This window comes from Niveispirillum sp. BGYR6 (assembly GCF_027568365.1).
Taxonomy (GTDB): Bacteria; Pseudomonadota; Alphaproteobacteria; order Azospirillales; family Azospirillaceae; genus Niveispirillum.
In genome coordinates this window covers 50,747-64,789 of sequence record NZ_JANLNL010000015.1, presented here as the reverse complement: position 1 = coordinate 64,789, position 14,043 = coordinate 50,747, and the positions used below count along the sequence as shown (strand labels likewise).

Annotated in this window: 13 protein-coding genes; 9 read left to right on the top strand and 4 right to left on the bottom strand. The window is 64.5% G+C overall.

Annotated features, from left to right (window positions below):
* The first annotated feature begins 52 nt into the window (after positions 1 to 52).
* From PCJ49_RS23010 to PCJ49_RS22985, 6 genes are all read left to right on the top strand, one after another.
* Positions 53 to 664 (top strand): TetR-like C-terminal domain-containing protein, encoded by a 612-nt coding sequence (locus PCJ49_RS23010; protein WP_269913018.1) that lies wholly within the window; start codon positions 53 to 55, stop codon positions 662 to 664.
* Positions 665 to 703: 39 nt separating this feature from the next.
* Entirely contained in the window at positions 704 to 1,507 is an 804-nt protein-coding gene (locus tag PCJ49_RS23005) for a hypothetical protein (protein WP_269913017.1), read from the top strand.
* Positions 1,501 to 2,775, top strand: a complete 1,275-nt coding sequence (locus tag PCJ49_RS23000) for a hypothetical protein (RefSeq protein WP_269913016.1) — start codon at positions 1,501 to 1,503, stop codon at positions 2,773 to 2,775. The genes PCJ49_RS23005 and PCJ49_RS23000 overlap by 7 nt, the downstream gene beginning before the upstream one ends.
* Before the next feature lie 62 nt (positions 2,776 to 2,837).
* Positions 2,838 to 3,743: a peptidylprolyl isomerase gene (locus PCJ49_RS22995; RefSeq protein ID WP_269913015.1), complete on the top strand. Its 906-nt coding sequence runs from the start codon at positions 2,838 to 2,840 to the stop codon at positions 3,741 to 3,743.
* Positions 3,744 to 3,821: 78 nt separating this feature from the next.
* Positions 3,822 to 4,409: a Uma2 family endonuclease gene (locus tag PCJ49_RS22990; RefSeq protein WP_269913014.1), complete on the top strand. Its 588-nt coding sequence runs from the start codon at positions 3,822 to 3,824 to the stop codon at positions 4,407 to 4,409.
* The gene (locus tag PCJ49_RS22985) at positions 4,409 to 4,708 is read left to right on the top strand and encodes a DUF6429 family protein (RefSeq protein WP_269913013.1); all 300 of its coding nucleotides are present in this window, start codon (positions 4,409 to 4,411) and stop codon (positions 4,706 to 4,708) included. Before PCJ49_RS22990 ends, PCJ49_RS22985 begins: the two co-directional genes overlap by 1 nt.
* Positions 4,709 to 4,719: 11 nt before the next feature.
* On the opposite strand, the gene PCJ49_RS22980 is transcribed toward PCJ49_RS22985, so the two are convergent.
* From PCJ49_RS22980 to ggt, 4 genes are all read right to left on the bottom strand, one after another.
* Positions 4,720 to 5,856 (bottom strand): ABC transporter substrate-binding protein, encoded by a 1,137-nt coding sequence (locus PCJ49_RS22980; RefSeq protein WP_269913012.1) that lies wholly within the window; start codon positions 5,854 to 5,856, stop codon positions 4,720 to 4,722.
* 116 nt (positions 5,857 to 5,972) lie between these two features.
* Positions 5,973 to 6,905 carry a 5'-methylthioadenosine/S-adenosylhomocysteine nucleosidase gene (locus PCJ49_RS22975; RefSeq protein ID WP_269913011.1) on the bottom strand — a complete coding sequence of 311 codons (933 nt, stop codon included), beginning with the start codon at positions 6,903 to 6,905 and terminating at the stop codon, positions 5,973 to 5,975.
* 61 nt (positions 6,906 to 6,966) lie between these two features.
* Positions 6,967 to 8,835 (bottom strand): DUF885 domain-containing protein, encoded by a 1,869-nt coding sequence (locus PCJ49_RS22970; RefSeq protein ID WP_269913010.1) that lies wholly within the window; start codon positions 8,833 to 8,835, stop codon positions 6,967 to 6,969.
* Between the two features lie 77 nt (positions 8,836 to 8,912).
* Positions 8,913 to 10,697 carry a gamma-glutamyltransferase gene (ggt, locus tag PCJ49_RS22965; RefSeq protein ID WP_269913009.1) on the bottom strand — a complete coding sequence of 595 codons (1,785 nt, stop codon included), beginning with the start codon at positions 10,695 to 10,697 and terminating at the stop codon, positions 8,913 to 8,915.
* Between the two features lie 178 nt (positions 10,698 to 10,875).
* On the opposite strand from ggt, the gene PCJ49_RS22960 reads away from it, so the two are divergent.
* The 3 genes from PCJ49_RS22960 to PCJ49_RS22950 all read left to right on the top strand — a co-directional run bounded on the left by PCJ49_RS22960 (position 10,876) and on the right by PCJ49_RS22950 (position 14,034).
* Positions 10,876 to 11,721: an alpha/beta hydrolase gene (locus PCJ49_RS22960; protein ID WP_269913050.1), complete on the top strand. Its 846-nt coding sequence runs from the start codon at positions 10,876 to 10,878 to the stop codon at positions 11,719 to 11,721.
* Positions 11,722 to 11,835: 114 nt separating this feature from the next.
* On the top strand, positions 11,836 to 12,879 hold the full coding sequence (locus PCJ49_RS22955; RefSeq protein WP_269913008.1) for a lipid A deacylase LpxR family protein: 1,044 nt from the start codon (positions 11,836 to 11,838) through the stop codon (positions 12,877 to 12,879).
* Between the two features lie 141 nt (positions 12,880 to 13,020).
* A complete protein-coding gene (locus PCJ49_RS22950; RefSeq protein ID WP_269913007.1) occupies positions 13,021 to 14,034 on the top strand; it encodes a LacI family DNA-binding transcriptional regulator in 1,014 nt (337 codons plus the stop codon).
* Positions 14,035 to 14,043: the final 9 nt, after the last annotated feature.

The window sequence follows — 14,043 nt, the reverse complement described above, 5'->3', positions numbered from 1 at the left end:
GTACAGATAAGATCGTTTCCCAGAAGGTCCAGGATTTTCAGGAAAAAATCACATGAGCCGTCAGCCGCGTGCCGAACTTGCCCAGGTTGTGTTGCATGAGGCAAGGCGTCTGGTGGCCGACCAAGGTCTGGGTGCCCTGACGGCACGGCAACTGGCACTCTCCGTCGGCTGTTCCGTCGGCACGCTGTATAATCTCTATCCCAACCTGGACACGGTAAAGCTGCATCTGAATGCAGAGCTGCTGGAACGGCTGGCCGTGGCGGTGGGGGCGGCGGATCTGGCGGCCGGCGGCCCCCAGGCCAGCCCCGAACAGCGGTTGCTGGCCCAGGCGCGGGCCTATCTGGCCTTCGCCTCTACCCATTTGAACCTGTATCTGGCCCTGATCGATAACCGTCCACCAACGACGGACGAACCGGTACCCGACTGGTTTCTGGAAAAAGTGGCCCGACTCCGGCGCGGGGTGGAGGCCGCCATCGCGCCGCTGATCCCCGATGGGGACGAGGCGCGGCTGGAACGCGCGGCGACCACCATCTGGGCCTCCGTGAATGGCCTGTGCGAGGGGATCGTGTCCGGCAACCTGGCCCGTGTCTCCCGCACCGATCCCGACCTGCTGATGGAAGAACTGGTCGCCACCCTTGCCGCCGGGCTGCGGGCGCGGGGATAATGGCAGACAGGCCCTTGCCTTGCTGAAGGATTGCCGTTGATGCGCCCCATGATCACCCGGCTTGCCCTGCTGCTGTCGCTGCTGGCGGCACCCGCCACCCTGGCGCAGACGCCAACTGTGCGGGAGGAAATTCAGGTTTCCGTGGATGGAAGATCGGAGACATGGCGGCTGGTCTGGGACGGGCCGACCCGGCCCTTCTGCGGGCTGGATGATCTGGCAACGGCCGATACCGGCCCCTGCAACGGCTTTGCCTATGGCGAGCAAGGGGCGCTGTTTCTGGAACGGCGTGGGGCGGATGGCACCCTGCTGGACCGGCTGGACCTTGCCCCTGCCTTCCGGGACAGCGACCTAGCAGGGTTGGATAGTGGCAATGCCGCCCTGCAGCGCTGGCCAGTGCAAGACCGGGATGGGGATATGGCAAAGGCCGGGGCGGCGGAAATCGCCGCCTTCACCGCCCGCGTCCAGGCCCGCCCGCCGGTCCGCATCATGGCGCTGGGTGATTATGACGGCGATGGCAAGGCGCTGGAATTCCTGTTCCAGACCAATGTGCTGCCCACCGCCAAACAATATTACGCCGCTGCCGGCATCGACCCGGCAACGGGCCGGCTGCACCTGCTGCACTCCACCGCCCGGCCTGACCGGGCCCTGGTGATGAGCAAGGCGGCATGGCAGGCCCTGGCCAAGGGCGGGTCGGCCGTGGAAGTCCCCTTCTGGGCCTGCGACGATCACGGGTCGGACATCCGCCAGACCTATCGGCTGTCGGCACAGAAGGGGCAGATTTCCGTGACGATCCGCGACTATGATTGCGCCAGTTCAGCCTTGCAGAAGGAAGAGGCATGGTGAGGTTCCGGCAATCTCTGGCGCGGGCGCTGGCCTGTGGCATCAGCCTGGCGGCGGCTTTGCCGGTGATGGCGGCTGAACGGCCGGTGGATGCGGCCAAACTGCTCTCCAACCGGCTGTGCGGGTCGCTGTCCATCGCTGTGGACAGCATCCCCGGCAAAGGCCCCGCCTTCCTGCGCAGCTATGATGCCGCCAGCGGCAGCGGCGCGCCGGCGGAACCGGCCTTGAAAACCGCCGCCTTCACCTATGACAATGCCCTGGCCGTCATCGCGCTGACCGCCTGCGGTGAACGCGCCCAGGCCAAACGCATCGGGGAGGCGCTGCTGGCCGCCACGCTGGACGACCGGGCCGGGCCGGTGGCGGGGCGGCTGCGCACCGCCTATCGCGCCGGGCCACAGCAGGAACGGCCCATCCCGCCCAATGGCTGGTGGCAGGAAAAGCCGGGCCGCTGGGCGGAGGATGCCTATCAGGTGGGCACCAGCACCGGCAATGTCGCCTGGGCCGGGCTGGCCCTGCTGACGCTGGCGGAATCGACGGGCGACCAGCGGTTTCAGGAAGGGGCCGCCAAGCTGGGCCGCTGGGTGCTGGACAATGCTGCTGATACGCGCGGCCAAGGGGGTTTTACCGGCGGGCTGCATGGCTATGACGCCCAGCCGGTGAAGCTGACCTGGAAATCGACCGAGCATAATACCGATCTGCTGGCCCTGTTCGGCTGGCTGCAACGCGCCGGCACCCCCGGCCCCTGGGCGGATGGCACCGCCAGGGCGCGCGGTTTTCTGGATGTCCTCTGGCGGGCGGACAAGGGCTGGTTCCCCACCGGCACGCTGGAGGATGGCGCCACAGTGAATGAGGGCAATTCCGGCCTGGATGCCCAGCTCTGGCCCCTGCTGCTGGCCGAGGCGCCGGCGGAATGGCAACGCGCGCTCACCTATGCCGAACAGGCCCATGGGGTGGCAGGCGGGTTTGATTTCAACGCCGACCGCGATGGTGTGTGGGTGGAGGGCACGGCACAGGCAGCCCTTGCCTATCGCGCCACCGGTCAGGCGGAAAAGGCGGCCGCGCTGCTGGAAAGCCTGACCGGGGATATCAGCCCCGGCGGCTATCTCTGGGCCACGCGCGGGGCGAAGCTCAGCACCGGTTTTGCCATCGGGCCGGACAGCAAGGAGGCGGATTTCTTCTATTTCCGCCAACCGCATCTGGGGGCCACCGCCTGGGCCGTGCTGGCGGCCAAGGGCTGGAACCCCTTCACCGGCAAGAAGCTGGAACCTTGAGGGAAACCGCCGCTTCTGGGACAGTGGACAGCACAGCAATCCCGACGGAAAGAATAATCAAAATGCACCTCGCCCGTTGCCTGCCCCTGCTGGCCCTTGCCCTGGCACTGGCGGCCCCCGCCCAGGCCGCCGAAACGCGCCACCCCACGCCCAAGGAGGTGCTGGACGCCTCCCCCCTGGCGGACTGGCGCGAACCGGTGCCGGAGAACACCTTCTATATAGAGCTGCCAACGGGCCGGGTGGTGGTGGAGCTGGCCCCCGGCTTCGCGCCGGCACATGTGGAGAATATGCGCAAGCTGGCGCGTGAACATTGGTATGACGGCACCGCCGTGGTGCGGGTGCAGGATAATTACGTCACCCAATGGGGGATGCCGGAAGAAACCCCGCGCCCGATGAAAACGGCCAAGGACAAGCTGGCGCCAGAATTCACCGTACCCGGCGGCGTGGCAAGCCTGCCCTTCACCCCCCTGCCCGACCCGGATGCCTTCGCCCCGGAAGTTGGGATTTCCGATATTTTCCCCGCCGCCCGCGACCGGCAGACCGGCGAAGCCTGGATGACCCATTGCTATGGCATTGTCGGCGTGGGCCGCGACATGGCGGTGGACAGCGGCAGCGGGGCAGAGCTTTACACCGTCATTGGCCACAGCCCCCGCGCGCTGGACCGGGTGATCACCGTGGTGGGAAGGGTGCTGTGGGGGATGGAACATCTGACGGCCCTGCCCCGCGGCACCGGCAATCTGGGCTTCTATGAGAAGCCGGAACAGCGCACGCCGATCAAATCCGTGACACTGGCCGCCGATGTGCCGGCGGCAGCGCGGGAGAAAATCCACGTCCTGTCCGGCCAAAGCGCCAGCTATGGCCAGTGGCTGGAGGCACGGCGGCAACGGCAGGATGATTTCTTCATCCGCCCCGCCGGCCATATCGACCTGTGCAACGCCCTGCCGCCGGTGCGCCGGATACCGGGGTAACGCACCTGGCGCCCTTCAGCCTCCCTTCATCCCGGCCCGGTTTCGGCCTATGATGGGGCGAGGATGAGGGAGGCTGGCATGGCCGAGGCACGACGCTACCGCATCAACAGCCGTGATGAGTTCCTGGCCTGGGAAGCCCAGGCGGAGGATCGTTACGAATTTCTGGGCGGCATCATCCGCATGATGGCGGGTGGGCAGGTGGTGCATAACCGCATCGCCGGCAACCTGTTCCTGCTGCTGGCCCCTGCCGCCCGCCAGCACAGCTGCGAGGCGTTCCAGCAGAACCAGAAGCTGGCCCCCGATCACGCCCAGGATGTCGTCTATCCGGATGTATTTGTCACCTGTCGCCCGGTGCGCGATGAAGACCAATTCATCGGCGGCGCCGGGCTGGTGGCGGAGGTTCTGTCAAAATCCACGGCAGAGGATGATTACAGCTGGAAATGGGAACTGTACCGGGAAATGCCGGAGCTGCGGCATTATCTGGTGCTGGATACCAAGGCTGCCCGCATCACCCATTATCACCGCGCCGAAGCGGGCGGCCCCTGGCATATTGATCTGGTGACAAGCCGCCAGCCGCTGCTGCCCCTGGCCCTGCTGGATGTTCAGCTGTCCCTGGCCGATATCTATGCAGGCACCAGCCTGCTTACCGCAGAGGAAGAAGCCTGATGTCCCACTCAGAGCCCTGGATGACACCGGAAATACAGGCGCTGGTCGATCAGCACCGCATCGACTGGGACCAGATTGATGAGGAGGCGGTGGCCAAGGCCGCCCTGGCCCTGCTTTATCTGGGGCGGGAGGGGTTGCATCAGACCTGGAAAGGCTATGACTGGTCGGTGCTGGATAAGCTGCACGCCATGGGGCTGATTGATGATGCCCGCAACAAAAGTAAAAGCCTGTACCTGACCAATGAGGGATTGGTACAGGGCAAGGCGGCGGTGGCGGCGCTGTTTCAGCGCCGCGGCTGACCCCAGCCCGTTCAGCCGCGGAAATCGCCCAGCGGTTTGGCCGGGGGCAATTGGGCCAGCAGCGGCTCCACCGCAAAGCCGGGGGCGGCGTCGCCCTGGCGGAAACGCCGGTAATCCAGCCTTTCCCAGCCGCCGCCCCCGAAATGCTGGCGGTAAAGGGCCACCCGTTCCCGATCCATCACGGCCAGCTTCACCACTTCACGCACGCCGGTGATCGGGGCCTGCCCACTGTCATAATGGTCGCGCAGCAAAGCCAGCGCCCAGGCGCCGACCAGGAAATGGCCGCCCATGGAAAGGCGCATCCGCCCGTCGGCCACGGCATCCAGCGCTTCCCGCTGCCAGTTCAGGCCAACGAAGAAAATATCGCCGCCGGGGCGCCGGCCCAGATCAATGGCGGCCTGCATGGCCCCCAGCGCCATATCATCATTGGCCGCCCAAACAGCGGTGACCTGCGGCTGGCGGCGCAGCAGGGCCAGGGTGCGCTGATAGGCCTCCTCCCGGCTCCAGTTCACCGATACCTCATCCAGCAGCTGGGCGGCGGGATCCGCGCGCAACACCTGATAAAGCCCGGCCAGCCGATCCAGGGCGGCAACGGCGGAACGTGCGCCACCGATGGCAATCAGCGGCACCTTGCCATCCCTGGACAGGCCGGCCCGCCGTGTTGTTTCGATCAGGGCACGGGCCATGAAACGGCCAGCCCCGAGATTATCCGGCATCAGGGAGCCCAGCAGATAGTGAATCCCACCGCCATTATTCAGCATGGCAACATCTTCTTCCATCAGGCCGCTGAAGGTGAGAAGGCAGGGGATGTTACGGCGCTGGGCCGCCTGGATGAGGGGGACGGCCGTGCGATATTCATTGACCACCAGCAGATAATCGGGCTGCTGATCGACCAGTGCTTCGCCCAGGGCGATGATCTGGCTGCGGTCGCGTTCCCCCCATTCGATGATCAGGTCAATATCCAGATCGCGGGCCGCCGCCCGCATGATGGACGCGGACATCTGCCAGAACGGGTCGGACTGCCGGCCCGGTGCAGCCAGGGCCACCCGCAGGCGGCCCACATTGGCCCGGGCTGGCAGACCGGAACAAATTCCGGCTGCAGCGCCCATGGCGAGAAAAAAACGGCGGGAGAGGACGGATCGCAACAATTCAACCAGCTTCGCTATTTGTCACCATAGCTTCGTTGATTGACTGTAGACCGTTCCCGCCCGGTTTGAAGCCGGGTTTTCCCACCCAATCGGATAGGTAGGCACATCTTTACGGATTAATTCTTACGGTCTATCAGCGGCATTTCTGCCAGGAAGCTGATCAATACCTTGGCGGCATTGCTGGCCGCCAGCCCCAGGAAGGTGTTGATCCGATTGGTATCCGGGTCTGCCCCCGCCAGGTCGGAGACGCTGCGGAAGGCGATGAAGGGCAACCGGTTTTGTTCGGCCACCAGGGCCACGGCCGCCGTCTCCATATCCACCACCCGCGCCTGCATGGTGCGGGAAAGATAGTCCCGCCAGGCCGCATTATCCATGAAGGCGGGGCCGGAGACGGCATCGCCGCCCACCACACCCTTGGGCGTGGTTTCCAGGCAGGTTCTGTTGGCGGCACAGCGATCCAGCACCACCGTCGGCACCAGCTTTTCCGCCAGTGCCAACAGGGCGGGGTCAACGGCGAACCAGAATTTGCGCTCCGGTTCCGCCTTGCCTTCCCGCCTTACATAGGCGTTGGAGGGCTGGAAGACGCCCATCGGCGGATAGGGCAGGCTGGCCCAGGGCACCGGCGCCAGGGAACCATCCGCCGTCTGTCGCACGATATGGGTTTCCAGATACTGGCCCCAGCGGCCGGGCACGGCCACATCGCCAATATGCAGGCCCCCATCCACCCCGCCGGCGACACCGCTGAACAGCAGGGCCCGCACATCGAACCGGTCCACCAGCATCTGCGTCGTCATGGCGGCATTGACCATGCTGATGCCGGACAGCACCAGCACCACCTTTTTGCCGCCCAGCGTGCCGGTGGTGAAGTCGATGCCATTGACGCTGTAGGTCTGCTTGTCCCGGGTCGCCGCCAACAGCACCACCAGTTCCGGCGCATAGGCCGACATCACGGCGATGCGCGGTGTGGTGTCCAGTGCCGGGGCGGCAAAGCCGGTTGTCGGCAGGAAAAGGGCCGCCAGCAGAAGAACAGAAGCAAGCAGACGTCGCATCCCATACCCCATAGAAGAAAAACGGCGGGCAATCTGATGCCCGCCGCGTCTGGTTCAATCCTTACGCTTTCTGCGTCTTGATCCAGTCTTTCACCTGTTCGGCCAATATTTCCAGCGGCACGGCCCCGGTGCGCAGGACCAGATCGTGGAACTGGCGCAGGTCGAATTTCTTGCCCAGTTCCCGCTTGGCCTGTTCGCGCAGTTCCATGATGCGCAACATGCCGACATAATAGCTGGTGGCCTGACCGGGGCTGACGATATAGCGGTTCACCTCCCGCTCCACCTGATCGCGGTTCAGCGGGGTGTTGGCGACGAAATAATCGATGGCCTGCTGGCGAGTCCATTTCTTGGCATGGATACCGCTATCCACTACCAGCCGCACCGCCCGCCAGATCTGCGTCGTCAACCGCCCGAAATCGGCATAGGGGTCCTGATAGAACCCCACCTCCTTGGGCAGCATTTCCGAATAGAGCCCCCAGCCTTCCACATAGGCGCCATAGAGGCTGAAGCGGCGGAAGCTGGGCACATCGCCCAGTTCCTGGGAAATGGCGATCTGCATGTGATGGCCAGGAATGCCTTCATGATAGATGATGGCATCGGACTGCCATTTGGCCATTTCCTGCATGTTGGACAGGTTGGCATAGAAGATGCCGGGCCGTTTGCCATCAGGCGAGGGCTGGTTATAGAAGGCCGGCGGGGAAGTCTTTTCCCGGTAGGGCTCCACCGCCTTCACCACCAGCGGGGCCTTGGGCTTGGTGATGAACCATTCATCCAGCCGGGCGGTGAAATCGGCCAGCACCTTCTCGCAATGGGCCAGATAGAGGGCGCGGCCGGCTTCATCATTGCTGAAATAGAATTTCGGATCGGTGCGCAGATGCTGGAAAAATTCCTGCAAACTGCCCTTGAAGCCGACCTTCTCCATGATGCCGCGCATTTCCGCCTGCAAAAGGCCGACATGCTTCAGACCCAGCGCGTGGATCTGGTCCGGCGTCATGTCGGTGGTGGTCTGCAGCTTCACGGCCAGCCGGTAATAGGCATCGCCATCCGGCAGCTTCCAGACACCGTCTTCCTGGGTCGCCTGTTCCTCCAGCTTGCCGGCGGCCACATCCAGCGCCTGATAGGCGGGCTTGACCTTTTCCACCAGGATGCGGCGGCAATCGGCCACCAGCTTGTCTTTCTCCGCCTGGGGAATGCTCAGCGCATCCACCTTGGCCTTGAAATCGATGAACAGCATATTGTCGTCGCCGCTGTCATCGAAGGGCACGCCGCTGATGATCGACCGGATATCCGGCCGCATCCGGGTCAGGGAGAATTTAGGCGGGATGATGCCCTTGGCGGCACTGTCATAGCCACGATCGATGGTCTGCTGGATCAGCCGGGGAATCCCCTCCAGCCGGGCCAGATAGGCCCGCGCATCGCCGATATCCGCCACCTGATGGGCATTCACCAGGAAGCTGGGGATGCCAGTATGCCGGCCCCAGAGATGGTTCAGCGGATAGTTCCAGGCCCGCCAGCGGTGGGCCGCAATCTCCATCTCGCACTCATTTTCATAGAGCCGGTAATTCAGCCGCGCAGCCGGCGGCAGCTTGGCCGGGTCCCAGCCCTGGCGCAGCAGCTTCAACGCCTGGCGGGTGCGGTCGACGGCCAGATCGGCAAAGGCGTCGCTGTCATCATCCCAGCGGTCATAATTGGTTTTGCGCCCGCGATAGGTCTGCGTTTCCGGCGACAATGACAAGGCCGCCTCATACACCTCTTCCAGGAAGGCATTCAGGGCGGCCACATCGCCCTTGTCCTTCGGCGTGGCGGCGGGCGACAGGCTCAACGGGCCGGGGCCGGCGGCCTGGGCAAGGGCGGGAAGCGCACCGGTAAGGCCCAGCGCCACCGCGGCAACGCCGCCCAGCATGGCGCGGCGGGAGGGGGAAATGACCATGGATTGCCTTCTGTTCTTTATGGTTAACCCGTCACTTTGGCGACAAGATAGCGCAAAGCCGCGCCCCTTGGCGTGCCTCAATAACCCGCCGCATTGCCATCCACGCGCATTTCCGTGCCGGCATGGTAAACGCCATTGGCATGGTCGCGCAGAATGGCTTCGTAGCTGCCATAATGCAGGCCGGGCTTGATCTCCACCTTATGGCCGCGCGTCCTCAGCGCCTCCACCACATCGGGTGCGATCCCCTGTTCCAGATAAAGCGTACCGACGCCATCGCCCTTTTCCCCCGTCGGTTCGGGGGAGCCTTCATGCTGCCAGCGGGCGGCGTCGCCCGCTTCCTGCACATTCATGCCGAAATCGATGATGTTCACCAGCACCTGCACATGGCCCTGCGGCTGCATGGCCCCGCCCATCACGCCATAGGAGAGGAAGGCCTTGCCATCCTTGGTCACCATGCCGGGAATGATGGTGTGGAAGGGCCGCTTGCCGGGCGCATAGACATTGGGGTGCTTGGGATCAAGTGCGAACTGCTCCCCGCGATCCTGCAGCATGAAGCCCAGCCCATCGGGCACCAGACCTGAACCCATGCCGCGATAATTGGACTGGATCAGCGCCACCATCATCCCGTCCTTGTCAGCCGTGGTCAGGAAAATGGTGTCGTGGCTTTCCGGCATGATGCCGGTTTCCGGGGCCCCCGCCTTGGTCCTGTCGATCAGGCCCCGGCGTTGGGCGGCATATTCCTTGGAGATCAGCTTTTCAATCGGAAGCTTCACGAAATCCTGATCAGCATACCAGCGCGACCGGTCGGCGAAGGCCAGCTTCTTGGCCTCAACCGACACATGGATGAAATCGGCGCTGTTATGGCCCATCGCCTTCAGGTCGTACCCTTCCAGAATGTTCATCATCTGCAAGGTGGCCAGTCCCTGGCCATTGGGCGGGATCTGCCACAGATCATGCCCACGGTAACTGGTGGTGATGGGCTGTACCCAGTCGCTGTGATGGGCGGCGAAATCCTCATACCGCAGCGGGCCGCCGATGCGCTTCATATAGGCATCGATGGTGCGGGCGATGGTGCCCTTGTAATAGGCATCGCGCCCGCCCTTGGCCACCAGGGACAGGGAATTGGCCAGATCGGGATTGCGGAAAATCTGCCCCGCCACCGGGGGCTTGCCATTGATCAGATAGGTCTTCTTGGCGTTCTCCAATTCCTCGATCACGCTGCCCAACTGGTCGAACCGGCGGAAATTCCCGGCCCAGCCCTTGGCGATGAACGGCGACAGCGGGAAGCCGTCGCGGGCATAGTTGATGGCGGGGGCCAGCACCTGTTCCATCGACAGCTTGCCGAACTTGCCATGCAGTTCGAACCAGCCATCCACCGCCCCCGGCACCGTGACGGACAGCGACCCGTGCGACGGGATGGGCTTGCCCGGCCCCAGCCGCTGGGTCAAGGCTTCCAGGCTCTGCCCCTTGGGCGCGCGGCCAGAGGCGTTCAGCCCATGCACCTTGTTGGTCTTGGGGTCCCAGACCAGGGCGAACAGGTCGCCGCCCATGCCGCTGCCGGTGGGTTCCATCAGGCCCAGCGTGGCATTGGCGGCAATGGCCGCATCCACGGCCGAACCGCCCTGCATCAGGATGGCAATCGCCACCTGGGTGGCCAGCGGCTGGCTGGTGGCCGCCGCCCCGTTGCGGGCAATCACCTCTGACCGGCCGGCGAAATTGGCCCCGACCAGCCGGTCACCCCGGCCCGCCTGGGGAATGCTCACCGCTTCGGCCGCGACGGCCAGATCGCCCATGATGGTCGGCATGAATGTCGTCGCCCCCAGCAGCAACAGCGCCCGCCGGCGCGAGTGAATGGATTGCATCGTCCGGAAACCTTCCCTGTGCATGGATGGGGCTGCGCCCCTTTTGTGATTATGAAAGCAGTTGTGCAGATTTTACGGTGCCGCCTTGGGTGCTGCAACCATTGCCCTGCCCAACGCGCTGTGCCAGCCTGTCCCCTTGGCAATATGACCGATTGCAGGAGTATGTCCCGTGCGGGTGATGGTGAATGGTGCGCCGATCTGGTTCGATGTGGAAGGCGCCAAGCTGGTGCCGGATGGCGAGACGATGCGGGCGCGGCCGACCCTGATTCTGCTGCATGGCGGGCCGGGGTTCGACCATGCCTCCTTCAAGCCGGCCTTCGGGGCATTGGCCGACGTGGCGCAGGTGATCTATATCGACCATCGCGGCCAGGGGCGCAGCGGCGGGGATGATCCCCCCACCTGGACGCTGGCGCAATGGGCCGATGATGTGAAGGGCTTCTGCGACGCGCTGGAGATTGAGAAACCCTATGTGCTGGGCAACAGTTTCGGCGGCTTTGTCGCCCAGGCCTATATGGAACGCCATCCCGGCCATGCGGCGGGGGTCATTCTGTCTTCCACCGCCGCGCGGATGCGGCTGGACCTGATCATCAACGCCTTTGACCGCCGCGCCGGGGCAGATGTCGCCGCCGCCGCGCGCGATTTCTGGACCGACGTGCGGGCCGACAAGGTGGCCGCCTACAGCAACAGCTGCATGGGTTGTTACACGGTCAACCCCGCCCCCGGCGGCATTGTCGGGCGCGCCCGTTCCATCGTCCGGCCGCAGGTGCTGGAACATTTCTCCGGCCCTGATGGGGAGATGTGGGGAATGGATTTCCGGGAAAGCCTGGGCAAGGCACAATCGCCCGTGCTGGTGCTGGCCGGTGACGATGACCCCATCACCCCCTGGGAAGCGGCGGAAGAGCTGATCGCCCATCTGCCCAAGGCGACATCCACCCTGAAACGCTTTGCCGCCTGCGGCCATGGCACCTTCCGGGATCAGCCGGCGGGAACCTTCGACCTGCTGCGGGAGTTCATGCAGGTCTGACGGCGGCGACGCTGCGCAGGAAAGATGCAGTGATGCCGGTCATAGCCCTGGACCGGCATTACCCGCATTGCCGTTACCTGAACAGCGCTCAAAATCACGGAAGTGACGCCGACCATGCGCCAGCGCCCCCGCCTGCCCGCCCTCCTGTCCTGCGCCCTGCTGCTGGGCACGGCCCCTGCCCTGGCGCAAAGGGGACCGGCAGACCCGGCCGCCCCGCAGATCAACACCCCCACGGCGGGGGCGGAAACAGGTACGCTGACGCTGATCCTGGAAAACGATCTGTTCTATAATATTGACCGGCACTACACCAACGGCGTGCAGGCGGTCTGGACGACGGCGCGCGACGGGGTGCCGGACTGGACCAAGGATTGGGCCCGGCTGGTGCCCTTCTTCGCCCAGGATGGTCATCTGCGCGCCGTCTTCGCGCTGGGCCAGAACATGTACACCTCCAGCGATATCAAGATCGCCGATCCGCCCCAGACCGACCGGCCCTATGCCGGCTGGCTGCATGGCTCGGTCGGGCTGATCAATGAGAACAACAAGCGGATGGACCAGTTGCAACTGACGCTGGGCGTCGTCGGCCCCGCCTCCCTGGCGGAGCCGGCACAGAAATTCATCCATAAGCTGATCGATTCGCCCAAGCCGATGGGCTGGGACACCCAGTTACATAATGAACCGGGGCTGGTGCTGACCTATCAGCGCAGCTGGCGGCAGGATCTGTTGGGCGGTGCTGGATTCGGCATCGATATGATGCCGCATGTCGGCGGGGCGGTGGGCAATGTCTCCACCTATGCCGATGCCGGGCTGATGTTCCGCGCCGGCTGGCACCTGCCGGCCGATTTCGGCCCGGCGCGCATCCAGCCATCGCTGCCCGGCAGCGGCTTCTTTGAACCGGATGCCGCCCATCCCATCGGCTGGTATGTGTTCTTCGGCGCGTCCGGCCGGGGCGTGGCGCGCAACATCTTCCTGGATGGCAATACATTCCGCGACAGCCGCAGCGTCGACCGAAAATTCTGGGTCGGCGACCTGCAGGCCGGCATCGCCATCAATATTTATGATGTGCGCCTGACCTATACCCATGTGTTCCGCAGCCGCGAATTCACCACCCAGGATAAGGGTGACCAATATGGTGCGGTGGCGCTGACCTGGCAGTGGTAGCAAACTTCCAGAATCATCTGGCAATTTTTCGCAATAAAACTACCGAATCGGACCTAGCGATCGGTAACTTCCGGCGACATCCACCTGATCTGGTTGTATGCTGCTTAAAAAGGGTGGAACGCGAAGAAGGCGGCAACAGGCATGGCAGTACCGATCAAGATGGCGGATATCGCCCGGCTGGCGGGGGTATCGGTGTCCACCGTTTCCCGCGCGCTGGCGGGCAGTTCCCTGGTCCCCGCCGCCAAACGGGAAGAGATATTGGCCATCGCCCAGGCCCAGGGTTACGTCATCAATGAACAGGCCCGCAACCTGCGCCTGAAGAAAACCCGCACCATCGGCGTCGTCATCCCGCTGGGGCACGAGGTGGGGCAGCTGATCTCCGACCCGTTCTTCATTGAGCTGTTCGGCCGGCTGGCCGATGAGATCACCGCGCGCGATTACAATGTGCTGCTGAGCAAGATCGCCAAGCCGGAGCCGGGCTGGCTGGACCGGCTGATCCAGTCGCAGCGCACCGACGGGCTGATCGTCATCGGACAGAGCGACCAGCATGAGGCACTGAACCATACCGCCCGCACGCATCTGCCCCTGGTGGTGTGGGGCGCGCATATGCCCAACCAGCTTTATTGTTCGGTCGGGTCGGACAATATCGGCGGCGCCTATACGGCGGTCAGCCATCTGATCCGCCAGGGCCGCCGCCGCATCGCCTTTCTGGGCATGGCCGATGTGCCGGAGGTGAGCCTGCGCCGCGAAGGCTATCTGCGCGCCCTGGCCGAAGCCGGGATCGCCGCCGATCCCGCCTTGATGGAACCGGCGCATTTCACCCTGGATACGGCCTATGACAGTATGCGCCACCTGATTGACAGCGGTATCGGCTTTGATGCCGTGTTCGCCGTGTCGGACGTGATCGCCATTGCCGCCATGAAGGCGCTGGCCGCCGCCGGCCGCCGGGTGCCGGACGACGTGGCCGTGATCGGCTTTGACGATATCACCGTCGCCGCCTATAGCAGCCCGCCACTGACCAGCGTGCGCCAGGATCTGGCGCGCGGGGCCCGGGTGATGGTGGACCTGCTGTTCCGCCGGATGGAGGGGGAGGATACGCCCTCCGCCACCATGCCGGCCGAACTGGTGCTGCGCCGGTCCTGCGGGGCGGCTTGATGCCGCCCC